A 23057-nucleotide genomic window follows, 5' to 3' on the forward strand; every position below is an offset into this window, starting at 1 on the left:
CCAGAATGTCACGACACCAGTTTGAGCTTGCGCGCGACGCGCCAGCCGATGCTCCGCGCCCGTGCATAGTCTGGCCAGCGCGGCGGCATCGCGGGGTCCAGTCCCATGCGGCGCAGCAGCGCGTTGGCGGCGTGCGCCTCGGCCTCGCGATAGCTCCATTCGCTGCGCCAGGTGATCGACAGCGAGATCGACGGCGTATCGCCGTTGGCGACAAAATGCGGCGCCATCACGGGCATGAGGACGGCGTCGCCGGGGCCGAGCGGCACCTGCTGCTCGCCGCCGCGAAACGCCTCGTCCCACGGCAGGTTGCGGTGCCCGCCGGTATGATAGCGTTCATGTTCGATGCGATGCGCAAAGCGTTCGTCGCCTGCGGGCCAGACATTCATCACCTTCGTTCCGCGAAGCTGGAGCAGGATATTATGTTCGGGATCGAAGTGAAACGGCGTGATCGATCCTGGCGAGGAAATGAAGATAAAGCCCTGCGGCGTCAGCATCGCCCCCGTGCGCGGCTCGACAACGGGCTTCAGTTCGCCAAGCAGGTCCATCAGAAGCGCGCGATATTCGGGGATCGTCTCGATATTCTTGAGCACCGCCCAGCTGCCGTTGGTGTCGATCGTGCGGATCGTCTCGCCGATCGACAGGCCGTTCGCCGGAATATCCTCTGGCAGGATGCCGACGGGCAGGTCGCCCGGATTATATTCGACCGCGCTGGCCGGCAAGCTTTCGCCCAGCACCGCCAGCGCCTCGATCGACAGCAGGCGATGGTCGGGCAGATGATGGCGGAGCAGCCCCGCTTCACCCGGATAAAGCTTGGCCATGCGCGCCAGCGTTTCGGCAGGAAAGACGGGGCGGTCGATCGTCGGATGCACGGTCATGTCGGGCTTTCTACCTCGTCGGCTTGCGCGGGCGCACCCTTCCAGCGCCGCCATGCCCGCTCGGCGCGCGTCAGCCATGTAAAGCGCCAGCGGTCGGCTGCGCCCGACAGCGGAACATTGACCCAGACAAGCGCGCGGCGTTCGCGCCAGACGCTGTCGATCATCGGATGACCGGGCGCCGCGCAGCTGTCGACCCAATCGATGCGTGGATCGCCCAGCAGGTCCAGATTCGCCTGTTGCAGCAGAACGCCGGGTGAAAAGCGCGCATGATCCTCATCGAACGCCGTCTTGAAGGAAAAGCCGCCGGGCGGACACAGGAAGTTGACGAGCATCGCGAGCGGCCGCCCGTCCAGATCGAGCGCGCGCATGTCGAGCCGTCCCGCCGTCGCTGCGGCCGGCACGATCGCCCGAAACCACGCTTCGGTATCGCCGTGGCTTGCCAGCGCGGACCCCGCGCGCCCCTTCCATCCGCGTGCCTCCAGCGTCAAAAAGGCGTCGATCCACGGCCCCGGCGGATCGCCCGCCCGCCACCGGCGAAATGCGACCACGCCCTGTTCGGCCAGCCGGTTCGCCTGCCGCCTGAGTTCCTTGCGCTTCTTCGCGCGCACCGCAGCCTCCCAATAATCGGCGGGCGACAGGTCGCTTTCGAGCAGTGCGCGCTCCTCGCGGTGGACGGCCACAGCGTCGCCGCCGCGCTGGCGCGCGACCTCGACCAGTGCGCGGTGAAGCGGCCCATGCTCGGTCAGGCGCGGCACATGGAGCAGCGTGCGCGCCCAGGGGGCAGCATCGCACCAGCCGAGCAGGATCGACCAGAACAGGGCTTCGAAACCGGCGCGCACCAGCGGCGCGCCGTGAAAATGATTCGGATGCATCCATTCCGTTGCATGGTGCAGCGGCAATCGGCCGTATCGCAGCGCCGGTGCGAGCGGAATGATGCCGATCAGCGGCCCATCGGCGCCACCCTGCACCATGACCAGCCGCGCCTTGCGCGCGGGATCAAGCAGGTGAAGCGCCGATTGCAGGCACCAGCGTTCGGCAAAGGGGTTGGGCTCGCTCGCCTCGCCAGCCAGCCCGTCCCACGCCGCCGCTAGCTCCGCCGACAGCGCCAGCGGATCGACCAGGCGCACCATCAATGGCGCGGCGTCGATGCTGCTGACCGGAAAGGCGGGATGGACCGTCATCGGCGAGAGTTTAGCCGCGAAGCGTTAAAATGGGGTGGCGGCATTCGGCCGGTTTTGGACGTAAAGTCCCTCCGCTGGAGGGGAGGGGCTTAATCGCGTGCCGACAAATCCCCATCCCAAAGCTGCCATCAAATCCCGAACAGTTTCGCCAGCGATTTTTCCAGCATGAAAAACTGCCAGATCAACCGCCCATGGTCGCGTCGCCCCGACTGGTGCGCGGCGACGATGCGTTCGATTTCGGCCATGTCGAACCAACCCGCGCGCGCGAGCGTCGAAGAGGTGGCGAGCGCCCTTGCCTGCGGGGCAAGCGCGCCGCGGAACCAGTGCGACACCGGCGTCACGAACCCCATTTTGGGGCGATAAAGGATGTCGTGCGGCAGATAGGCTTCCATTGCCCGCTTCACTATCGCCTTGCCCGTCCCGCCCTTGACCCGCATCGCCGCGGGCAGACTCGCGGCGAACTCGACGAGCCGGTAATCCAGCAACGGCTCGCGCGCCTCCAGGCTGACCGCCATGCTCATCCGGTCGGTCTTGGTCAGAATGTCGCCGGGCAGCCAGATTTTCAGGTCGGCATATTGGGCGCGGTCGAGCGGTTCGCGCGCGGGCGCTGCCGCCATTGCCCGCCAATAGCGTGCCTCGGCGACATGATCGCCAAGGCCGCGCAGCGCCGCGTCGTTGAACAGCCGCGCGCGCTGCGTCGGCCCCGTCACGCCAACCGCCTCGGCATAGCCCTCCGCGCCGCTTTTCGACAGGCTGGCGAGCGTCGCGCGCGCGCGCAGCGGGCGCGGCGCCCAGTCCATCTGCGGCCAGACCTTCGCCAACGGTCCCAGCACGCCGCGGCGCATGAAGCCGGGGATCAGCCCGCGCAGCTTTTCTTCCCGATGCTGGAACAGCAGGCGGCGATACCCCGCAAAGGCCTCGTCGGCGCCGTCGCCCGACAGCGCGACCGTCACCTCTTCGCGTGCGAGTTCGCACACCCGATAGGTCGGCAGCGCGCTCGCGTCGGCAAAGGGTTCGTCGAACATGTCGGCGATTTTGTCGATCAGCGCGAAATCGCCCGCCGCCACGGTGCGCGTCCGGTGATCGGTCGCAAACCGCTCGGCGATTTGCTGCGCATAGGCCGTTTCATCGAGCGCCGCCTGGTCGAAGCCGATGGTGCAGGTCTTGACCGCTTTCGCGCTCGCCTCGGCCATCAGCGCGACGACCGCGCTCGAATCGACCCCGCCCGACAGAAAGGCGCCGAGCGGCACATCGGCGACCATCCGGTCGGTCACCGCCGCGCGCATCAGGTGGACCAGATGTTCGGCCACCTCGCCCTCGCTCGCCTTGATCCGCCGCGAAAAATCGGGCGCCCACCAACAGGTCGGCGCGGGCGTGGCCTTGCCGCGTTCGAGCATCAGATAATGGCCGGCGGGCAGCTTCTCGACCCCCGCGACGATGCAATTGTCGTCGGGCACATAACCCAGCGCGAAGAAATCCTCGACCGCGGTGAAATTCGCTTCCTGCCGCAGCAACGGGTGGCGCAACAATCCCTTCAGTTCCGACGCGAACGCCACCGACCCGTCGGACAGGCGCGCATAGTGCAACGGTTTCACCCCCAGCCGGTCGCGCGCGAGAAACAGGCAGCCGCGCGCATGGTCGTGGATCGCAAAGGCGAACATGCCATTCAGCCGCGACAGGCATTCGGGGCCCCATTGCCGCCACGCCGCGATGATGACCTCGGTATCGCCGCTGGTACGAAAGCGGTGCCCGCGATCCTCCAGTTCGGCGCGCAGCTCGCGGAAATTATATATTTCGCCGTTATAGGTCAGCGTAACCGCCTCATCGTCGCTCGCCATCGGCTGCGGGCTGCCCGCAATGTCGATGATCGAGAGGCGGAGATGCGCAAGGCCGACGCCGGGCGCGGTCCATTCGCCCGATCCGTCGGGGCCGCGGTGGCTCATCGGGTGGAGCATCGCGCGCAGCCGCGCCGGATCGACCGGCTTTGCGGTGACGAGATGGTAGATGCCCGCGATGCCGCACATGGCCGGTCCCTAGCCGCTTTTCAGCGCGCGGTCAGCCATCGCCCTGGCTCCGCCCGACGCGGAAACAAAGGCGCTGATCGCATCGCGCCCGCCTTGCCGCTCCTCGCTCGATACGATCAGCGACAGCGCGCGCGGGTCGCCACCGATAAGCCGTGCTTTCAGCCCCGCCAGTTTGGCCGAACGCGCGCTGCCCGTCACGTCGTCGCCGACCACATACCAGGTCGCGGCGTCGCGCAGCACCGGGCCGGGATGAAGCAGGCGCTCGGTCTTGCCGCCATCGACGGCGGGCAGCGGCGCGCTCCATGCCCACCGGCTGTCGGGGTCGACCGCGCCCTGCCCGAAGGCGACGACTTCGCGACCCTCGGCCTGGCGTTCATAGCCGCCGATCGCGACGGTCACGACCTGCCCTTTCGCGTCCGCAAAGTGCCGCAAAAGCCGCCGGTCGGCGCCGTCGAAGCGCGGCGTCCAGGGAGTTCCCACCACGCGCACGTCGCGCCAGCCGGGCGGTGCCTCAACCGTCATGGTGGGTGGCAGCGGCGCGCTGCGCCCGGCGATGAGCAGGCCCCATGCGGCGAACAGCAGCGGCAACAGCAAGGCGACGGGCAGCACCGCGCGGCCCGTTCCGGCAAAACGGATCGGACCGTCCAGCCCGCGCACATCGACCGCGGCGTCGTTCGCGGGGCGGTCGAACCAGCGCCGCGCCACCAGCATCACGATCAGGATGACAAGGCCGAAAAAGATCCAGCCATAGAAAATATGGTCGATGCCGCCCGCCGCCTCGATCCCCCAGATATCGGCGGCGAGCATCGTGCCATAGGCGCGCAGCGCGTTGGCCAGGATCGTCGCCGCGAGCGCCGCCGCGACAAAGACGATCCGCCGCGTCCAGCTTTGGAAACAAAGATGCGCCGCGAACACCGCATAGGCGAGCATCGCGATCAGGAAATTGACCCCCGAACATTCCTCGGCCACCTCGAAAAAGCCCGCGCGCGTGGTGATGAACACCCCCTGCATCTCGGCTGCGAGGCCCGACAGGCGGAGCAGCGCGACGCTGATATGCGCGGTAAAGGTCTGGAGCAGCGGCACCAGTTCTTCGCCGAACGGCACGAGCAGCAGCGCATAGGCGAGCGGAAAGAGCAGCCCGCGCACCAGCTTTTCGCCCAGCACCACGCCGACGGCGCCCTGCAGCATCAGCACCAGGCCGAACTGGCGGAACAGCGCCACCCCCGCCGCTTCGCCGACGAGCCACACCAGCCCCGCGCCCGTCATCCAGACCAGCGCCGGCCACCAACAGGCCGGAGTCAGCCGCCGCAACAATTGGGTGCGCTGCGACACCAGCCAGCCGATCATCGGCACCATCAGCAGGCAATGGGTAAAGGTCGAACTGTTCCACCAGATGCCCGCCATGTCGGCCGCATCGCGCCAAAAGAGCGCGACGATCGCCGCCGACAGCAACGCCAACGCGGCCAGATGGCGCTGCCAGGGCGTCATGCGGGCAGCCCCAGCAATGCGCCGAGCGGCGCCATGCGCGCATCCCAGCCATAGCGTGCGATCATCCGTTCGCGCGCCGCCCGTCCCATTGCGGCCGCCACCGCGCGGTCGTCGAACAGTGCGCCGACCGCCCGAGCCATCGCCTCGGCATCGTCGGCAACCAGCAGATGTTCGCCGGCAGCCGCGTCAATCCCCGCCGCCGCCGCGGCGCTGGCGACCACCGGCCGCGCCATCGCCATCGCTTCGAGCAGTTTGTTCTGCACCCCGCGCGCGAGCAGCAACGGCGCGACCACCGCGTCGGCGGCGGCGAGCCACGGCCGCACGTCGGGCACCTCCCCCGTCACGGTCACGCCCGGCAGCGCTGCAAGCGCTCTCACCTCGTCGGTCGGCGCGCGCCCGACGACCGCAAAGCGCGCCGCCGCGTGCCGCCGCCGGATCAGCGGCAAGATGTCGGCGGCGAACCAGCGCACCGCGTCGATATTGGGGCGATAGTCCATCTGGCCGGTGAATACCGCGAGCGGACCCTCGCCACGACCCACCGGATCGAACGGCAGCGCCGGGTCGAAACGATCGGTGTCGATGCCGTTTTCGACCGCCCGCACCCTGTCTTCGCCCAGCCCGCTCCGTTGCCGGAACAGCGCCGCCTCGGCCTCGCTGACAAACAGGCTGGCGGTGACGCGCGCCGCGACCGCTGCTTCATGGGCGCCGAGCACGCGCGCTTCGCGCTTGTAAACCCAGTGGAGCGGCTGGCGCCGGTCCTGTTCGGCATAGGTGCCGAACTTCGCCGAATCGACATCGACGAAATCCATCAGCACCGGCCCGTCGAACCGGGTCGGCAGATATTGCGCCATCTGCCCTGAAAAGGCGACGATATGGCTGACATCGCCCTGCCCGATCAGCGCATCGACATGGCGCGCCAGCGCAGCGTTGCGGAACAGCCGGTTCGACACCGGCTCGCCGCGCAGCACCGCCTTTGCCAATGCGATCGGACGCGCCACATTGCGCTCTTCGATCGCTACGCTTTTGCAAAGCGGCGCCAGCTTCCTCCGCGCGGCGTCGGCGTCGTCGGCATTGTCGGCCAGCCCCGCGACATGCACCGGGGCGAGCTTTGCCAGCGCCTCGAACATATGCCAGCTGCGAATGCGATCGCCGCGGTCGGGCGGCCACGGCGCGCGGTGAACGAGGAACAGGATTTCGGGCATCGCCCGCACCTATCCCAATCCGCGCGCGATCAGCGGCCCGATACGGTTCGCGGCCCACAGCGGCAGCCGTTTCCACAGGTCGACCTGCATCCGGTATCTGGCGCTGTTCGGGTTGGTATCGCGCGGCGCCTCGCCCGGCGCGAGCCAGCGCGCATAGACGAGCGACTGCGGTTCGAATCCCCAGTTCTTCTTGTAGGCGAACGGTCCCGTCCCCAGCTTCGACCGCCCAAAGTCGAAGCGCGTGCAGCCGCGCGCCCGCGCATGGCGCATCAGCGCGAAATACATAAGTTCGTTCGCGCGCAGCCGCCGCGCCTCGGCCAGTCCGCCGCCCCAATAAGGCATCACCGTGCCGCGCCAATAAAGGCTGAGCACGCTTGCCACCGGCCGAACGCCGTCGCGCACGGTCAAAATATCGGCATGCTCGCCAAAGGCATCGAGCACCGCGTCGAACAGGCTTTTGGGAAAGACCGGCGTGCCGAGGTTGCGCACGCTCGTCGCATAGATGCGGTAATGGTCGCGCCGTTCGGCGGCGTCGCGCCCCGTCGTCGCCGTCAGTTCGCTGCCCAGCGCCTTGCGCACCTCGGCGCGCTGTTTGCGGGGGATGGCAAGCAGTTCGGCCTCGTCATCGCCCGCCAGGTCACGTGCAAAGCCCGCATAGACGCCTGCCTCGCGCGCCCAGCCCTCGCCTTTGGGCAGTGATCCGCCGCGCAGTTCGACCGACGGCACGCCAAGCGCCCGCGCCATGTTCGCCGCGCCTTCTGCCAATGTCGCGGCTATCGCGGGATTGTCGGCCAAAATGCCGCCGCCGACGGCAAAGCCGCTGCCGACCAGCGCCTGCCCGAACAGCGGCGAGCGGATGTGATGGAGCGGCAGCAGGCCGGTGAGCGCGCCCGCCGCATCGCGCGCGGTGACAAGGTGGCAGCGGTGCCCGGTCGCCCGCGTGATCGCCTCGCACCAGGCGCGGCTGTGAAAGGGCGTCGCATCATCGTGCGCCGCGACATAGGCGTCCCATTCGGCCGCGTCGGAAAGCGGCGCGCCCGCAAATGGCTTCAGCATCGTCGGATCGGCAGGCGCGTTCACGCCGCGGCTTGCCATGGCTCGGCGCGCGCGCGCTGCGCGGGCAGCACGGCGTCGGCGCGCGTCCAGTCGAAATCGGCGAGCAGCTTCTTCAGCTTTCCCGCCATCGCCGACAAGCCGCTGTAATGGCGCAACTTCGACCGGATGGGCGCATCGGCGACACGCGGCTGGCCGGGGTCGATCTCCCACGGGTGGAAATAGAGGATCGCCGGATGCCCCTCGGCATTCATGCGTGCGATCGCCCAGCGCGTGAAGCCATAGGGCAGAAGGCGCATGAAACCGCCGCCGCCCGCCGCCAGCGTGCGCCCGGCGAAGCGCGCGGTCGTCACCGGCCATTCGACAAGCTCGCTGCCCGCCACCGGCCGCCACGCATGGCGCGGGCTTTGCGGCCAGCCATAATGATCGTGAACCACCGGCGCGACGCTCGACGAATAGGCATAGCCCTGTTCGGCGAGCACCCGGTGCGCCCACGGTGTGCGTGCATCGACCGAAAAGCTCGGCGCGCGATAGCCGCGGATCGGGGCACCGCCGACATCTTCGAGGATCGCGCGCGTTTTCAGAAGGTCGGCGGCAAATTCGTCGGCGGTCATGTTGAACACGCGCTTGTGGTCATAGCCGTGGCTGGCAATTTCGTGCCCCGCCGCGACGATCCGCCGGATCAGCGCGGGATAGCGTTCGGCGACCCAGCCGAGGGTGAAGAAGGTGCCTTTCGCGCCGGCCCCCGCGAAAATCTCCAGCACCGCGTCGCAATTCGCCTCGACCCGGCATTCAAGCGTCGGCCAGTCGGCGCGGTCGATCGTGCGCTCAAAGGCGCCGACCTGGAACCAGTCCTCGACATCGACCGACAGGCCGTTTTGCATTTTTCCTCACCTTCGCGGACCCGTTAGCCGGTTCTGGCCGGGGTGTCAGGCGGCCCAAGTCTGCGACTTCGCCGGATTGGGTGCGTTTTCGGGATCGCGTTCGACCCATTCGATGAGCAGGTCAAGCACGCGGCGCAGCGCCGCATCCTGTTCGACGAGTTGCGCCTCGAGCGAGGCGATCTGCTTTTCCAGCGCCGCGAGATGGCCGGGATCGATTGCCGGAGCCGCGGGTGCGCTCGCCGCTTCGTCGGCCTCGCTCGCCGCCTGCGGCGCCAGCGCCACGACGCGCGCCGGTTCGGCGGGCGCGGCGAACGGCGCGGGCGTCGCCGCAGCGGGTTCGTCCGAACGGCGCGGCCATTCGGGAGCGGCTTCATTGGCCGCGCGCGGGGCGAAAGGCGCTGGCGTCGGGGCCGCAGCAGTGGCGGCCGCCGCGACGACCTCATCGACCGGCAGCGGCGCGAGCGTCGCAGCGTCGATGCCGCGATCGGCTTCGATTTCTGCCACGACCGATCGGACATTCTGCGCTGTAATGCGGTTCATCTGCTCGACCGCGCCGTAGAGCAGCAGGCGGCTGACCAGCACATTGAGCTTGCGCGGCACGCCCTCGCTGTAATCGAAGATTGCCTCGAAAGCGTCGGGGCTGAAGCTGGGATTGCCTGTCCAGCCGACCTTGCCGAGGCGGTGGAGGATATAGGGTTCGACCTCCTCGGGTTCCATCGGGTCGAGGTGGTGCGTCGCGATCACCCGCTGGCGCAGCTGTTCGAGCGTCGGCGAATGGAACAATGTCTGGCGGAACTCGGGCTGGCCGAGCAGGAAGATTTGCAGGAGCGAATGGCCGCCGAGCTGGAAGTTCGACAGCATCCTGAGTTCTTCGAGCGCCGAGATGGCGAGATTCTGCCCCTCGTCGACGATCAAAAGGGTGCGGCGGCCCGCGCGTGCCTGTTCGCGCAGATATTGCTCCATCGACCGCAACAGCTCGGCCTTGCTCTCGCCTTCCCACTCGATGCCGAACTGTTCGGCGACAAGGCGGAGCAGGTCGTCGCCCTCAACCTGCGTCGACACCAGCTTGACCGCGGTCAGCCGATTGGGGTCGATCGTGTTCATCAGATGGCCGACGAGCGTCGTCTTGCCCGCGCCCACGTCGCCGGTGATGACGATGAAACCTTCGCCCTGCGCAAGGCCATAGCCGAGGTAGGACATCGCCTTGCGGTGCGTCCCGCTTTCAAAGTAGAAATGCGGATCGGGCGTCAGCTGGAACGGCCGGCCGGTGAAACCATAGTATTGATCGTACATCGCTTGTAATCCTGTTGCCCAAGCGGGATCAAACCCGTCAGAAGTTGTAACGCAGTCCCACCAAAGCTGAACCTATGAGCTGGCTGTTGAAGCCGTCCTGGTCGAAGGCGTTGAGGCTGGCCGCCGCGGTCCCGGTCAGACCGCGCCAGAAGCGCCGCGAATAGGCGGCCGACAGCCCCGCCGACTGGACGTCGCTCGCGCCCGGCGCGCCATTGTCGAAATAATTGACATAACCCGACAGGCTAAGATCCGAATCGGCGTCGAGCTGGCGCCCCGCCGACACGAACAGATACCAGCTTTCGTCGGTGATCCCGTCGAGGCTGGCGATCGGCGACAGCTGCGGCGCGAGCAGCCTGCGCCGGTCGTAACCGAGTCCGACGCCATAGGCCCAGCGGCCAAAGCGCGACGACATCGTCGCCTGCACCCCGCGGCTGCGATATTGCGCCGCGGTGGCGTTGCCGAGCTGGTTGTTCAAACAGCCGCCGCCCTCTCCGCCGAACACGCAGGGATTGATGTCGCCGTCGATCGGATTGCGCGTCGGGTCGAACTGCGTCGGCAGCGCCGCCAGTCCGCCCGACAGCCCGCGGCCGAGGCTCGACAGCCCGTCATAAACGCCGACCTGCACCGTCGTCGCATGATCGGCGCGATAGGCAAAGCTGCCCGTATAGATGGTGTCGCCATAGCGCCGACCGACGCGCGCGGTGAGCGAGGTGCGGCGGCTCGGCCGCCACATCACCCCGGCATCCCAGATCAGCCCGTCGGTGTCGAACGACAGGCGGCGCGGCGACGATGGGTCGGTGACGAAACGGCCGTTCGCATCGCGCAGCGGAACGCCATTCGCGTCGAGCAAGGGGTCACGCTGGCCAATCTCGATATCCTCGTAGCCAACACCGCCGAGCAAGGCGACGGTCGGGCCAACCGGCACGGTGACATCAGCGCGCGCATATTTGCCCTCGAACCTCTGGTCGAGCTGGCTCGCATCCTCGCGCTCATAACCGCCCGACAGTTGCCAGCCAAAGGGCAGGTCGCCCGGCCGCGCGCCGACGCTGGCCCAGGCGACATGGTTGGTCGAACTGTCGAAAATATCCTGCGGCTGGCTGCCCGGCGACAGCACGGCGGGGGTATCGACATCGACCTTGGTATAGCCAAAGCGATAACCCGCGCCGAAGTCGAGTCCGGCGATCCGCCGCGCGAAAGTCGGGCCGGCATAGATCGAATACAGGTCGGCGACATTGCTGGCATCGCCGATGAACAGGCCGCTGTCGGCGCCCTGCCCGTCGGCGCGCGTGCGCGTCGCGAGCGCCCCGGCCTCGAAGTTCAGCCCGCGCGCCGCCTCGATCCGCCCGCGCGCAAGCCCGCTGATCGTGCCCGAATCGCCAAGGTCGCCGTTCCAGCCAAAACGGTGTTCGTAGCGCAGCGTAGCGGCGACTTCGGCACGGCGCGTGACGATCGCGGCATCAATGCCCGCCGCGACGGTCGTATAGGTGAGCACGTCCCCGCCATTTTTGAGGTCGGCGGTAAGCACCTGCCCGATTTCGAGATAGGGGCTGACATCGACCTGCCGCTGGCCGCGCTGGCCTTCGCCGCGCGCGCCCGACCGGCCGGGTTCGGGCTGGGCCGCACTCGCCGACGCATCGCTGACACCGGGATCGCCCGAAAATTGCGCGTGCGCGCCGGTCGCCGTGCCCGCGAGCAACAGCGCGGCCAGCGCCCCGGCGCCATGCAGGACAAGACGCGGGTTCATCCGGTGCCCCCCTGACCGTAATAGGTGCCGAAGCGGCGCCCGCCCGGCGAGAATTTGACCCCGTTGAGCAGCAGCTGGATCTGCGGGCACGCGCCCATCAGCCCGATCGCGTCGCGCAGCGCGCTTTCGAGCGTCCTGTCGGCGCGCACGACCATGATCGTCTGACCGACATGCCCGGCAAGCACCGCGGCGGGCGACGCCGCCAGCACCGGCGGCGAATCGAGGATCAGGATGCGTCCCGGCGCCCCCGCTTCGAGCTGCGCGAGCAGCGCCTCGGTCCTTGCCGAAGCCAGCAATTCGGTGTCGTGCATGTGATGCGCGCCCGCGGGCATGACCTTCAGCCCCGGAATGTCGGTCTGGATCAGGCAGTCGCCGACCGCCAGATGCGGATCGGCAAGCGCGTCCATCAGCCCCGGACCATTTTCCAGTCCCAATGTTTCAAGCACGCTCGGCTTGGCAATGTCCGCGTCGATGAGCAGCACGTCATGGTCGGCCTCGACCGCCAGGCTGAGCGCCAGATTGACCGCAGAGAAGGTCTTGCCTTCGCCGGGGTTCGCCGACGCGATCAGCACGCGGTGCCCGCGCGGCAGAATCGGGCGACTGCCCGTGCCACCGATGCCCCGGATCAGCTCGCGCTTTACGATGCGATATTCTTCGGAAATGCCCGTGACCGGCGTGCCCGGCACGATCATGCCCCGTGCCGCGAGCCGGTCCCGGTCGATCGTCCCCTGCCGCGTCGGCACGACCGCGGGCGCCGCCCTGGCGACCTCCTTGCGCGGCGAAGGCCGCGGCGACGGTGCGGTTTCGACGACGGGTTCGGCGGCCTCGGCGACCGGTGCCTCGGCGACGGGGTCCGCCTTGACCCTCTTCGCCTTCTTTTCCGGCTCCGGCGGCAGGCTCGACAGGTCGATCGTCGGCGCATTGCCGACGGCGTCGAGTCCGAACATGTCCGCGGCGCGTTCGAGCAGCGAGGGTGGACGCTTGACTTTGCGTTGGTCGTTCATGTCATCGCCCCCCGTCACGCAACCATGCCGCGCTGGATGAACTCGGCGACGAGCAGCAGCGCATAAAGCCCGACGAGCGCGGCGCCTCCCCCCGCGAGCCAGACAAGCTTCTTGCGGCGATCGACCTGGCGCTCGGGCGTCAGGACTTCGGTGATCGACCCGATCACCGGCAGACCGCTCGCGCGTTCGAGCCGCGCCGCGGTTGCATAGCTGGTGCGCACCTGCGACAGGCCGAACGCGACCCCGATGCCGCCGCCGATGCCCGCGAGCAGCACCAGCGTCAGGAACAAGGGCCGGTTGGGCGCCGCCGGACTCGTCGGTTTTGACGGCGGGTCGAGCAGTTCGATGCGGATCGCGTCGGTTTCGGTCTGCACCTCCCCGCGCAGCCGCACCTGTTCGCGCTGCGCGAGCAGCTTGTCATATTGCGCCTTGAGCGCGGTATATTCGCCGTTGATCCGGTCATATTCGGCGGCGATGCCAGGATTCTGGATCTGCTGCGCGGTGATCCGCGCGATGTCACTCGTAAGCTGGCTCTTGCGCGCGGAAAGGGCGCTGACCGTCGCCTGTCGCTCGGCGCGCATGGCCGCGAGTGAGGCATAGGCCGGGTTCTGCACCCCGCCGCTGCCGCCCGTTCCCTCGCGGTCGGCTTGTGCTTTCAGCGATGCAATCTGACTTTTGAGTGCAATGACGTCGGGATGCGCATCGGTCAGCCCGCGCGAACGCATCGCCGACAGCTCGTTCTGCGCGCCTGCCAGCTGCTGCCGCGCGACGCCGCCGCCGACCCCGCCGACGCCCGGAATGGTCGCCGGGGTCGAGGCGAGCTGGCCGTTTGCGGCCGCCAGCTGCGCCTGTGCGGCGACCAGCTGCGAATCGATCTGGCCGAGTTCGGCGCGCGCCGCCTCGACGCGCTGCGCGGGCGATCCGGCGCCGCCGGGGACCAGCCCGATATTCTGCGCCTCGAATGCCGCACGGCGCGCTTCGACCTCGCGCAGCGCCTTTTCGCGGTCGGCAATCTGCGCGTCGAGAAACTTCAGCCCTTCGCGCGCGTTCATCCGTCCGCCGCGCAGCTGATCGTCGCGGAACACGGTTATCAGGCTGTCGAGCACGCCCGATGCCAGCTTGGCATTGTCGGCGTCGGACAGGCTGCCGACGGCGATGCTCGACGTGATTTCAAAGATATTGTCCTGCTGCGGCACGACCTTGATATTTTTTTGCAGCATCGCGACCGCATTCGCCCTGTCGCGCTCGCTGGCCCCCGCGGGCAGCAGCCCTGTCGTCGCCGCGACCTTTTCCATGTTGCGCGCGCTGGTCAGCGTTTCGCGGATCTGATCGATCTGGGCGCGACCCCCGCCGACCTGCGCTTCGTCGGGCAGGATTTCGTTGACGTCGACGAGCAGGCGCGCGCGGCTGTCATAGCGGTTGGGGATAGACGCGATCGCCAGCCAGCCAAGGATGCAGATGCCCCATGCGACCGCCAGCACGAGCCACCGGCGCGTCCAGACGCTGTGCAGCGCCACCCGGATTTCGTCGTAAAGGCTGTTCATCGCGGTGCTTCGATCCCTGGGATGGTGTTTGGTGCGTCGCGCCTCGGCGTCAGAACATGCTTTCGGGAATGATGATGACGTCGCCCGGCTGCAATCGCACATTCGCCTTGATGTCGCCGCGCTTGATGAGGTCGTTCAGGCGCAAGGCAAACTCCTGCTGCTTGCCCGTCCCCTTGTCGAAGCGGACGAGTCGCGCCTTGTTGCCGGCTGCATATTCGCCCAACCCACCGACGGCAATCATCGCGTCGAGCACCGTCATGTTCGCGCGAAAAGGGATCGAGGCGGGCTTTTCGGTCGCGCCGACGATCCGCACCTGCTGCGAAAAGGTGCTGTTGAAGCTGGTGACGATGACGCTGACGATCGGGTCGGTGATATATTGGCTGAGCTGGAGCTTGATGTCCTGTTGCAGCATGGTCGGCGTCTTGCCGACGGCGGGCATGTCGGTAATCAGCGGGGTGGTGATGCGTCCGTCGGGCCGCACCTGGACCTTGCCCCCCAGTTCGGGGTTGCGCCACACGAAGATCTGCAATTCGTCAAGCGGACCGATGATATATTCCTCGCCCGGCCCTTCCTGGTTCGCGACGAAGTTCGCGCTGGGAAGCTGCGGCGCGCTGCCGCCGGCGCCCATGCACGCGGTCAGCATCATCGCGGCGATGCCGGACGCGAGCGCGGCGCGTGGGAGGCGGAGCAAGGGGAAGGAAGCCATAATCATCAACCTTTCACGCCGTCAGGATCGAGCGACGGTCCAAAACCGGCGGCGACAGCCATTGAGTCAGCCTCCGCCATTGCGCGAAAAGGGTGAACATAATGTTAGTATTGGCATAGGTTTGGCTCACACGCTTGCAAATATGTCCCGATTAGGGACAGTTTCGCAGCTATACGAGCATCTCGCGCGCCGGTCCCTGGCCCAGAAACGCCGCCGGGCTGGCGGTTGCGCCATAGGCCCCCGCCTGAAAGATCGCGATGAGGTCGCCGACCCCGGCGCGCGGCAGCGCGACCTGGTCGCCCAGCCGGTCGAGCGGGGTGCACAGACAGCCGACGACCGAGACGGTCTCGACGGCTTCGCGGCCGAACGAACCGGCCACCGCGATCGGATAGTTGCGGCGGATGACGGTGCCGAAATTGCCGCTTGCTGCGAGCTGGTGATGCAACCCGCCGTCGGTGACGAGAAAGGTTTCGCCATGGCTGACCTTCCGGTCGACGACGCGCGTCAGATAGACGCCCGCTTCGGCGACCAGCCAGCGGCCAAGCTCCATCGCGAAGCGGCTTTCCGCCAGCCCGGCGCCGCGCGCGGCGAGCGTCGCGCCGAGCGCCTCTCCCACCGCCGCCACATCGACTGGCGTATCGCCGGGGAAATAGGGCACGCCCATCCCGCCGCCCAGGTTGACGAGCGGCGGCGCGGCGCCGATCGCGTCGGCAAGCCGCGCCGCAAGCGCCACCGTCTGCGCCTGTGTTTCGGCGATGGCGGCGGCGTCAAGCGCCTGCGATCCCGCGAAAATATGAAAGCCCTGCCAGTCGGCGCCCGCGTCGATCAGGCGACGGACAAGCGCCGGAACCGCGGCTGCGTCGACCCCAAAGGGCTTGGCGCCGCCGCCCATCTTCATCCCCGATCCCTTGAGGTCGAAGTCGGGATTGACGCGCACCGCCAGCCGCGGCGCCGCGCCGAGGCGGTCGGCGATCGCCAGCGCGCGTTCCGCCTCGCCCGCCGATTCGAGATTGACCGTCGCGCCCGCGGCAATCGCCGCTTCCAGTTCGCGGTCACGCTTGCCCGGCCCGGCAAAGCTGATGTGCACCGCCGCCATCCCGCTCGCCAGCGCGGCCCTGAGCTCGCCGCCCGACGCCACGTCGAACCCGTCGACCAGCCCGGCCATGAAGGCGAGCAGCGGCGGATAGGGATTGGCCTTCATCGCATAATGAAGCTGCACCTCCGCAGGCATCGCCGCGCGCCATTCGGCGACGCGCGCGCAGAGCATCGCACTGTCATAGACGAACAGCGGCGTGTCGCCCGCCGCATCGGCGAGCGATTCGGCGCGGTCGCCGCCGATCAGCAACATCCCGTCGGGATCGGCCCGGAAACCGGGCGGGATCGGCCCGTGCGGCTTCATGCCGCCGCTTTCCGTGCCCAATCGGCGGCGATCGCCACGCGGTCGAGCTTGCCGTTGGGATTGCGCGGCAGCGCGTCGCGCCATTCGATCGTCTGCGGCTGCATGAAATTGGGCAGGGTGCGGCGAAGATGGGCGGCGAGCGCATCCCGGTCGGCGCCGCCATCCCGGCCGCGCACGATCAATATGATCGCCGCGCCCAGCCGCGTATCGGGAATGCCGAACGCGACCGCTTCATAAACCAGCCCCGATGCGATCGCGGCGTCCTCGATCTCGGTCGGGCTGACGCGGTTGCCGGCGGTCTTGATCATCGCATCGTCGCGGCCGACGAAATAGAGGAGGCCGTTCGCATCGCGCCGGACCGTATCGCCCGACCAGACCGCCGTGCCGCCATAAAGCGAGGCGGCGGGCGCCGGGCGGAACCGCTCGGCGGTGCGCGCGGCGTCGCGCCAGTAACCCTTGGCGACGAGCGGCCCGCAATGCACAAGCTCGCCCGGCTCTTCGTCGGCGGTGATCGTGCCGTCGCCGCGGCAGACAAGGATTTCGGCGTGCGGGATCGCGCGCCCCATCGACGTCGGATGATCGGCGACGAACCCGGGTTCGAGCCAGGTCGATCGAAAGGCCTCGGTCAGCCCATACATCGGATAGATGTCGGCGGCGGGGAAAGTGCGGCGCATCGCGTCGATCAGCGACGGCGTCAGCGCCCCGCCGCTGTTGGTCAGGCGCCTGAGCGACGCGGCTGTGTCGGCCGGCCAGTCGCTCTCGACCAGCTGCACCCACAGCGGCGGCACACCCGCCAGCGTGGTAATGCCGTGCCGCGCCACCGCCTTCATGACGTCGCGCGCGGTCAGATAATCGAGCGGCGCGACGGCGGCGCCCGCATACCAGCTCGACAACAACTGATTCTGCCCATAATCGAAGCTCAAGGGCAGCACGCCAAGCACGCGGTCGGCCGGCGCCAGCTTCAGATAGGTGGCGACGCTTTCGGCGCCGAGCCACAGATTCGCGTGGCTCAGCATCACCCCCTTGGGCCGTCCGGTCGAACCGCTGGTATAAAGAATGGCGGCAAGGTCATCGGGGTCGGCTTTCGACGGCGGCAACGCCTCTCCGCCCGAATCCATGGCTTGCTCGGCCGCCTTCAGATCATGCAGCGCGCATCCCGCGGGCAACCCATCGCCCAGCGCCTCGGCGCGCGCCGCGTTGGTGACGAGCAGCTTCGCCCCGCTGTCGGCCAGGATATGCTGCGCCTGCGGTCCTTTGAGCAGCGGGTTGATCGGCACATGGATCAGCCCCGCGCGCGCCGCGGCGAGCGGCATCAGGCAAGCAAGCCGCGTCTTGGCGCTCCAGCTCGCGACGCGCTCGCCCGGATCGCCGACCTGTTCGCGCAGCCATGCGGCAAGCCGTCCCACGCCTGCATCGAGTTCGGCGTAGGTCGTGCTCCGCTCGCCGGTCAGCAGCGCAGTCGCGTCCATCGCGCCGCGGCGGGCGAGATGGTCAATTGGATGCGACACGGGATTTTGGGGCTTGGTCATCGGCTGTTAGGGGTGGGATGATAGAGGGGCGCACCATGCAAGGGAACGGTGAAGATCAGGCTAATGACGATGCGGCGCGCGCCGCAGACTTCGCCTCGCCTTTCGACCGCGCCGAATGGTTCGATCTGCTCGAAGCCTATGGCTTTGCGGGCAAGGGCCGCGTCGATGCCAGGGGTTCGTGCGCCGCCGCCACGGCGGTTCTGCCGCTGCGCCGTGAAAGGGCCGCACATCTGGCGGGCCTGACCAACTGGTACAGTTTCGCGATCCGGCCCTTGTTCATCGGAACCGGGGACCGCCCGGCGGCGCTCGCCGACCTGTTCAGGCGCCTGCGCGCAGAGGCCGCCCGCCTGTCGCTCTATCCCGTGATCGAAGGCGAACAGGACCGAATCGCCGCGGCGCTGCGCGCCGCCGGCTGGTGGGTGCAAGCCACCCCCGCGGGCGATCGCCACTGGCTCGACCTCGGCGGGATGGACCATGCCGCCTGGTGGGCGAGCCGCCCCGGCGCGCTGCGCAGCACCGTCCGGCGCAAGGCGAAAAAGGGCATCGTCGACATTCAGCTGCTGACCGAGTTCGATCCCGGAAGCTGGGCCGCCTATGAACAGATATACGCCGCAAGCTGGAAACCCGAAGAAGGGCACCCCGCCCTGCTCCGCGCCTTTGCCGAAATGGAAGGGGCGCGCGGCACCTTGCGCATGGGGATCGCGCGCATCGACCATATGCCCGTCGCGGCGCAGTTCTGGACCGTCGAGGGCGGCACCGCCTTCATCCACAAGCTCGCGCATGTCGAGGACAGCTTGAAAGCGTCCCCCGGCACCCTGCTCTCGGCCGCGCTGTTCCGCCATGTGATCGAGGTCGACGGTGTCCGCCGGGTCGATTTCGGCACCGGCAACGATGCCTACAAGCGCGACTGGATGAACCGCCACGATCCCTTGTGGCGCATCGAGGCTTTCAATCCGTCGCGCGCCGCGGCATGGGGACCGGCGTTGAAAGCCTTTGCCCGATCGATTTTGAGGAAAGACACGTGACCGATTCCGCCTCCCAAACATCGGGCGTCGACGCCGCCCTCCGCGCGCTGCTCGCCGACGTGCTGGGTCTTGGGACCGACCGCGCGGCCGCGCTCTCTGACGACAGCGGGCTGTTCGGCGCGCTGCCCGAGTTCGACTCAATGGCGGTCGCGACGGTGCTCACCGAGATGGAGGACCGCCTTGGCATCCTCATCGACGATGACGAGATCGAGGGCGAAATCTTTGAAACCTATGGCAACCTGCTCGCCTTTGTGACGCGCAAGGTGACGGGTTGACGGCATGGAGCACTCGCTTTCCGCGTTCACCCTGATCTTGCCGAAGGGCTGTTCCATTCTTTCGGACCCTGGAAAGAAGAAGGACGGTCCCTCGTCAAGCTCAGGACAAACGGCGGTGGGTCAGAGCTGCTGACGGGTAACGCGATGTCCGCCCCCGAACATCAGTTCCGCATCGCCCCCGTCGGCACGCCGCGCGCCACCATCCTTTTCGTCCCGCCGCTGTTCGACGAAGCCAACCGCATTCGCCGCACCCTCGTATGCGCGATGCGCGCGCTGGCCGCGGACGGCTTTGCGACCCTGATCCCCGACCTTCCCGGGCAGAATGAAAGCCTGGTCCCGCTCGAACAGGTCGACCTTGCCGCCTGGCAAGGCGCATTGGCCGACGTCGCAGCCGCCATCGACGGCCCCCTTATCATCGCCGCTCTGCGTGGCGGCGCGTTGATCGACCACCATGCGAAAGCCACCGCCTGGTGGCGCCTCGCCCCCGTTGGCGGCGCCGCGCTGCTCCGCACCCTTCTGCGCGCGCGTGTCGCCGCCGACCGCGAAAGCGGCGTCACCTCGTCGCTCGACAGCCTGCAAGCAGATGCCGCCACCGCGCCGCTGTTGCTCGCGGGCAATCGCCTGTCGCCCGCCATGATCGCGCAGTTGGGCAGCGCGGAAATCCGGCCTGTCGAACCGCTCCGCACCGTCACCGTCGGCGGCGGCGGCGCCGACGCCATCGTCGGCACGCCGCTGTGGCTGCGCGCCGAGCCCGGCGAGGACGCGGCCATGGTCAACGCGATTGCCGCCGACATTGCGGCATGGAGCGCGACGTGCGGCATCGGCTGAGCTTCCCCTGCGACGGCGCGGCGCTTGCCGCCACGCTCGACGAGGCGCCGGGAACGACCGGGCTGCTCATCGTATCGGGCGGCAATGAAATCCGCAGCGGCGCGCATCGCGGCATGGCGATGCTCGCGGCGCGCATCGCCGATGCAGGCTATCCGGTGTTCCGCTTTGACCGTCGCGGCATCGGCGACAGCGAGGGGGCGAACGGCGGCTTTGAAAGCAGCGCGCCCGACATCGCCGCCGCGATCGCCGCGTTCCGCGACGCTGCACCGCATGTCGAACGGGTCGCCGCCTTCGGCAATTGCGACGCGGCGAGCGCGCTTCTCCTCCACCAGCCGCTGCCGCTCGACGCGCTGATCCTCGCCAACCCCTGGACCTATGAGGCCGCGGCGGAGACCGCCGACGAACCCGCGCTGCCCCCCGCCGCGGCGATCCGCGCGCGTTACCTGTCGCGGCTCACCAATCCCGAAAGCCTGCTGCGCCTGCTGCGCGGCGAGGTCGATTTCGCCAAGCTGCGCCGCGGCCTTGCGGCGCTGCGCCGCCCCAAACAAGCCGCCGCGCCGGACAGCCTCGCCGCGCGCCTCGACGCGGCGGCCCGGCGCCTTGCCATTCCCGCGACGATCCTGCTCGCGACCGGCGACCGCACCGCGCAGGCATTCGCCGCCGACTGCCCGGCAATTCTGGCGCGCTTGCCCGTCGAACGCATCGCAAGCGCCTCGCACAGCTTTGCAGGCGACGATGCCGACTGGCTGGCGGCGCGGATATTGACGATTTTGGGCCGTTGATGTCGTCGCGTCGGCAAGCGATGGCGCATTGGGGCGCGGGCGATGGTTCGCCTTGACGTTGCACCCCGATGAAAGGCGGCGACGGCCGGTATGGGCCGCGCCCCGCCGCTTACCCCGCCTTTTTCATCTGCCGATATTTGTGCAGCAGCGGCTCGGTATAGCCCGACGGCTGCGTCACGCCTTCAAAGATCAGCGCCCGCGCCGCCTGCCACGCGACGCCATCCGGCGTCAGCTTCTCGTACAGCGGGTCGCCCGCATTCTGCGCATCGACCTTTGCCGCCATCCGCGCCAGCGCGGCATCGACCTGCGCGGGCGTGCAAACGCCGTGGAGCAGCCAGTTGGCAAGCGCCTGACTGCTGATCCGCAGCGTCGCGCGATCCTCCATCAACCCGATGTCGTCGATGTCGGGCACCTTGGAACAGCCGACCCCCTGGTCGATCCAGCGCACGACATAGCCCAATATGCCCTGGCAATTATTGTCGAGCTCGCGGGCAATCTCCGCCTCGCTCCAGTTGCGCCCCGTCGCGACGGGAATGGCGAGCAGGCGGTCGAGCGACGGCACAGCTTCGCCCGCAATCTCGCGCTGCCGCGCGAACACATCGACCATATGATAATGCAGCGCGTGGAGGGTCGCAGCGGTCGGCGAGGGCACCCAGGCGGTGTTCGCGCCCGATTTCGGATGGCCGATCTTCGCTTCCAGCATCGCGCGCATCAGGTCCGGCATCGCCCACATGCCCTTGCCGATCTGCGCCTTGCCCGACAGCCCGCAGGCCAGCCCGATGCGGACGTTGCGGTCCTCATAGGCGGCGATCCAGTCCGATGCCTTCATCTCGCCCTTGGGAATCATCGGCCCCGCGCGCATCGACGTGTGGATCTCGTCGCCGGTGCGGTCGAGAAAGCCGGTGTTGATGAAAACGATCCGGTCCTTCACCGCATGGATGCACGCCGCAAGATTGGCGCTGGTGCGGCGTTCCTCGTCCATCACCCCGACCTTGATCGTGTGACGCGCCAGCCCCAGCATATCCTCGACCGCGTCGAACAGCCGGTTGGTGAAACCGCATTCCTCTGGCCCGTGCTGCTTGGGTTTGACGATATAGATGCTGCCCGCACGGCTGTTCGTAAGGGTTCCAAGTCCTTTCAGGTCGTGAAGCGAACACAGGCTGGTGACGACCGCATCGCACAGCCCCTCGGGCGCTTCGGCGCCACCGGGCAGCCGGATCATCGGCGTCGTCATCAGATGGCCGACATTGCGCACGAACATCACGCTGCGCCCGTGCAGGGTGAACGGTTCGCCCGACGGAGAGATCCATTGACGGTCGGCGGCCATCGCGCGCTTGACGATCCGCCCCCCCTTCTCAAAGCTTTCGGCAAGGTCGCCGCGCATCAACCCCAGCCAGTTCGCATAGCCGAGCGTCTTGTCCTCGCCATCGACCGCTGCGACGCTGTCTTCCAGGTCGATGATCGTCGTCAGCGCGGCTTCCAGCACGACATCGGCGATTCCCGCCGGGTCGGCCCTTCCAATGGGGCTGTCCGGGTCGATCACCAGTTCGATATGCAGGCCGTTGTGGCGAAGCAGGATGCCGCCGGGCTTGCTGCCGACCCATTGCGCCGGGTCGGCAAGCGCCGGCTGGCCGCCCTGCCAGTCGGCCCAGCTGCCCGATGCCAGCGGCGCCGCTTCGTCAAGGAACGCCTTGGCGCGCGCGATCACCGCGGCGCCGCGCGGCGCATCATAACCACCGGGCTTTGCGGGCGGCGCGTCAAGCGCATCGGTGCCGTAAAGCGCGTCATACAAGCTGCCCCAGCGCGCATTGGCGGCGTTAAGGGCAAAGCGGGCGTTCAATGCGGGCACGACCAGTTGCGGCCCCGCCATCGTCGCGATTTCGGGATCGACGTTCGCCGTGCCGATCTGGAACGGCGCGGGTTCGGGGACGAGATAGCCGATGTCGGCAAGAAAGGCCTGATAGGCGGCGGGATCGTGCGGCTGACCTTCTCGATCCAGATGCCAGGCGTCGATCCGGGCCTGCAAATCCTCGCGCTTCGCCAGCAGCGCCGCATTTTCCGGCGCGAATCTGCCAAGCAAAGCCGCGAAGTCGGCCCAGAAGCGCGCAGCGTCCAGCCCCGTTCCCGGCAGCGCGCGCTGCTCGATGAAATCGGCCAGCCGCGAATCGACGGACAGGCCGGAGCGGTCGAGAAATTCGGTCATGCTATCACCCTCTGGTCG

The 23057-nt window shown here is 68.0% G+C and carries 19 protein-coding genes; 4 read left to right on the top strand and 15 right to left on the bottom strand.

What is annotated here, in order from left to right; genetic code table 11:
• Window positions 1–8 precede the first annotated feature (8 nt).
• The 14 genes from HUW43_RS01675 to HUW43_RS01740 form a co-directional block, all read right to left on the bottom strand.
• Window positions 9–875: a transcriptional regulator gene (locus HUW43_RS01675; protein WP_188235794.1), complete on the bottom strand. Its 867-nt coding sequence runs from the start codon at window positions 873–875 to the stop codon at window positions 9–11.
• The gene (locus tag HUW43_RS01680; protein WP_188235795.1) at window positions 872–2056 is read right to left on the bottom strand and encodes a GNAT family N-acetyltransferase; all 1185 of its coding nucleotides are present in this window, start codon (window positions 2054–2056) and stop codon (window positions 872–874) included. Before HUW43_RS01680 ends, HUW43_RS01675 begins: the two co-directional genes overlap by 4 nt.
• A gap of 128 nt (window positions 2057–2184) precedes the next feature.
• Complete coding sequence (locus HUW43_RS01685) at window positions 2185–4080, bottom strand: XrtA/PEP-CTERM system amidotransferase (RefSeq protein ID WP_188235796.1); 1896 nt, start codon at window positions 4078–4080, stop codon at window positions 2185–2187.
• A 9-nt stretch (window positions 4081–4089) separates the two neighbouring features.
• The gene (gene xrtA / locus HUW43_RS01690; RefSeq protein WP_188235797.1) at window positions 4090–5568 is read right to left on the bottom strand and encodes an exosortase A; all 1479 of its coding nucleotides are present in this window, start codon (window positions 5566–5568) and stop codon (window positions 4090–4092) included.
• Window positions 5565–6770 carry a TIGR03087 family PEP-CTERM/XrtA system glycosyltransferase gene (locus HUW43_RS01695; protein ID WP_188235798.1) on the bottom strand — a complete coding sequence of 402 codons (1206 nt, stop codon included), beginning with the start codon at window positions 6768–6770 and terminating at the stop codon, window positions 5565–5567. Before HUW43_RS01695 ends, xrtA begins: the two co-directional genes overlap by 4 nt.
• Window positions 6771–6779: 9 nt before the next feature.
• Window positions 6780–7826: a FemAB family XrtA/PEP-CTERM system-associated protein gene (locus HUW43_RS01700; RefSeq protein ID WP_223181193.1), complete on the bottom strand. Its 1047-nt coding sequence runs from the start codon at window positions 7824–7826 to the stop codon at window positions 6780–6782.
• Between the two features lie 20 nt (window positions 7827–7846).
• Window positions 7847–8707, bottom strand: a complete 861-nt coding sequence (locus HUW43_RS01705) for an XrtA system polysaccharide deacetylase (RefSeq protein WP_188235800.1) — start codon at window positions 8705–8707, stop codon at window positions 7847–7849.
• Window positions 8708–8752: 45 nt separating this feature from the next.
• Window positions 8753–10000 carry an XrtA/PEP-CTERM system-associated ATPase gene (locus HUW43_RS01710; RefSeq protein WP_188235801.1) on the bottom strand — a complete coding sequence of 416 codons (1248 nt, stop codon included), beginning with the start codon at window positions 9998–10000 and terminating at the stop codon, window positions 8753–8755.
• 37 nt (window positions 10001–10037) lie between these two features.
• Window positions 10038–11744: a hypothetical protein gene (locus tag HUW43_RS01715; RefSeq protein ID WP_188235802.1), complete on the bottom strand. Its 1707-nt coding sequence runs from the start codon at window positions 11742–11744 to the stop codon at window positions 10038–10040.
• On the bottom strand, window positions 11741–12748 hold the full coding sequence (locus HUW43_RS01720; protein ID WP_188235803.1) for a P-loop NTPase: 1008 nt from the start codon (window positions 12746–12748) through the stop codon (window positions 11741–11743). The genes HUW43_RS01715 and HUW43_RS01720 overlap by 4 nt, the downstream gene beginning before the upstream one ends.
• Window positions 12749–12762: 14 nt before the next feature.
• Window positions 12763–14292, bottom strand: coding sequence for an XrtA system polysaccharide chain length determinant (locus HUW43_RS01725; protein ID WP_188235804.1), 1530 nt, complete (start codon window positions 14290–14292; stop codon window positions 12763–12765).
• A gap of 49 nt (window positions 14293–14341) precedes the next feature.
• On the bottom strand, window positions 14342–14938 hold the full coding sequence (locus tag HUW43_RS01730) for an XrtA/PEP-CTERM system exopolysaccharide export protein (RefSeq protein ID WP_223181194.1): 597 nt from the start codon (window positions 14936–14938) through the stop codon (window positions 14342–14344).
• A 229-nt stretch (window positions 14939–15167) separates the two neighbouring features.
• The gene (locus HUW43_RS01735) at window positions 15168–16397 is read right to left on the bottom strand and encodes a pyridoxal-dependent decarboxylase, exosortase A system-associated (protein ID WP_188235806.1); all 1230 of its coding nucleotides are present in this window, start codon (window positions 16395–16397) and stop codon (window positions 15168–15170) included.
• On the bottom strand, window positions 16394–17926 hold the full coding sequence (locus tag HUW43_RS01740; protein WP_188235807.1) for an acyl-CoA ligase (AMP-forming), exosortase A system-associated: 1533 nt from the start codon (window positions 17924–17926) through the stop codon (window positions 16394–16396). Before HUW43_RS01740 ends, HUW43_RS01735 begins: the two co-directional genes overlap by 4 nt.
• A gap of 35 nt (window positions 17927–17961) precedes the next feature.
• Here HUW43_RS01740 and HUW43_RS01745 point away from each other — a divergent pair, with 35 nt between their 5' ends.
• The 4 genes from HUW43_RS01745 (at window position 17962) to HUW43_RS01760 (ending at window position 20836) form a co-directional block, all read left to right on the top strand.
• A complete protein-coding gene (locus HUW43_RS01745) occupies window positions 17962–18951 on the top strand; it encodes a GNAT family N-acetyltransferase (protein ID WP_188235808.1) in 990 nt (329 codons plus the stop codon).
• Window positions 18948–19226, top strand: a complete 279-nt coding sequence (locus HUW43_RS01750) for an acyl carrier protein (RefSeq protein ID WP_188235809.1) — start codon at window positions 18948–18950, stop codon at window positions 19224–19226. Before HUW43_RS01745 ends, HUW43_RS01750 begins: the two co-directional genes overlap by 4 nt.
• Before the next feature lie 144 nt (window positions 19227–19370).
• Window positions 19371–20054, top strand: coding sequence for a hypothetical protein (locus HUW43_RS01755; protein WP_223181190.1), 684 nt, complete (start codon window positions 19371–19373; stop codon window positions 20052–20054).
• On the top strand, window positions 20039–20836 hold the full coding sequence (locus HUW43_RS01760; protein WP_188235810.1) for a hydrolase 1, exosortase A system-associated: 798 nt from the start codon (window positions 20039–20041) through the stop codon (window positions 20834–20836). Before HUW43_RS01755 ends, HUW43_RS01760 begins: the two co-directional genes overlap by 16 nt.
• Window positions 20837–20945: 109 nt before the next feature.
• Here HUW43_RS01760 and HUW43_RS01765 read toward each other — a convergent pair whose 3' ends face one another.
• Window positions 20946–23039, bottom strand: coding sequence for a malate synthase G (locus HUW43_RS01765; protein ID WP_188235811.1), 2094 nt, complete (start codon window positions 23037–23039; stop codon window positions 20946–20948).
• Between the last annotated feature and the right edge of the window lie 18 nt (window positions 23040–23057).

Source organism: Sphingopyxis sp. LK2115, from assembly GCF_014595975.1.
Taxonomy (GTDB): domain Bacteria; phylum Pseudomonadota; class Alphaproteobacteria; order Sphingomonadales; family Sphingomonadaceae; genus Sphingopyxis.

Coding starts and splice junctions, on each gene's coding strand:
- HUW43_RS01705 (WP_188235800.1), bottom strand. CDS start 8,707: ATGCAAAACGGCCTGTCGGTCGATGTCGAGGACTGGTTCCAGGTCGGC.
- HUW43_RS01765 (WP_188235811.1), bottom strand. CDS start 23,039: ATGACCGAATTTCTCGACCGCTCCGGCCTGTCCGTCGATTCGCGGCTG.
- HUW43_RS01725 (WP_188235804.1), bottom strand. CDS start 14,292: ATGAACAGCCTTTACGACGAAATCCGGGTGGCGCTGCACAGCGTCTGG.
- HUW43_RS01720 (WP_188235803.1), bottom strand. CDS start 12,748: ATGAACGACCAACGCAAAGTCAAGCGTCCACCCTCGCTGCTCGAACGC.
- HUW43_RS01715 (WP_188235802.1), bottom strand. CDS start 11,744: ATGAACCCGCGTCTTGTCCTGCATGGCGCCGGGGCGCTGGCCGCGCTG.
- HUW43_RS01740 (WP_188235807.1), bottom strand. CDS start 17,926: ATGACCAAGCCCCAAAATCCCGTGTCGCATCCAATTGACCATCTCGCC.
- HUW43_RS01735 (WP_188235806.1), bottom strand. CDS start 16,397: ATGAAGCCGCACGGGCCGATCCCGCCCGGTTTCCGGGCCGATCCCGAC.
- HUW43_RS01745 (WP_188235808.1), top strand. CDS start 17,962: ATGCAAGGGAACGGTGAAGATCAGGCTAATGACGATGCGGCGCGCGCC.
- HUW43_RS01755 (WP_223181190.1), top strand. CDS start 19,371: ATGTCCGCCCCCGAACATCAGTTCCGCATCGCCCCCGTCGGCACGCCG.
- HUW43_RS01700 (WP_223181193.1), bottom strand. CDS start 7,826: ATGCTGAAGCCATTTGCGGGCGCGCCGCTTTCCGACGCGGCCGAATGG.
- xrtA (WP_188235797.1), bottom strand. CDS start 5,568: ATGACGCCCTGGCAGCGCCATCTGGCCGCGTTGGCGTTGCTGTCGGCG.
- HUW43_RS01710 (WP_188235801.1), bottom strand. CDS start 10,000: ATGTACGATCAATACTATGGTTTCACCGGCCGGCCGTTCCAGCTGACG.
- HUW43_RS01730 (WP_223181194.1), bottom strand. CDS start 14,938: ATGATGCTGACCGCGTGCATGGGCGCCGGCGGCAGCGCGCCGCAGCTT.
- HUW43_RS01695 (WP_188235798.1), bottom strand. CDS start 6,770: ATGCCCGAAATCCTGTTCCTCGTTCACCGCGCGCCGTGGCCGCCCGAC.
- HUW43_RS01680 (WP_188235795.1), bottom strand. CDS start 2,056: ATGACGGTCCATCCCGCCTTTCCGGTCAGCAGCATCGACGCCGCGCCA.
- HUW43_RS01675 (WP_188235794.1), bottom strand. CDS start 875: ATGACCGTGCATCCGACGATCGACCGCCCCGTCTTTCCTGCCGAAACG.
- HUW43_RS01685 (WP_188235796.1), bottom strand. CDS start 4,080: ATGTGCGGCATCGCGGGCATCTACCATCTCGTCACCGCAAAGCCGGTC.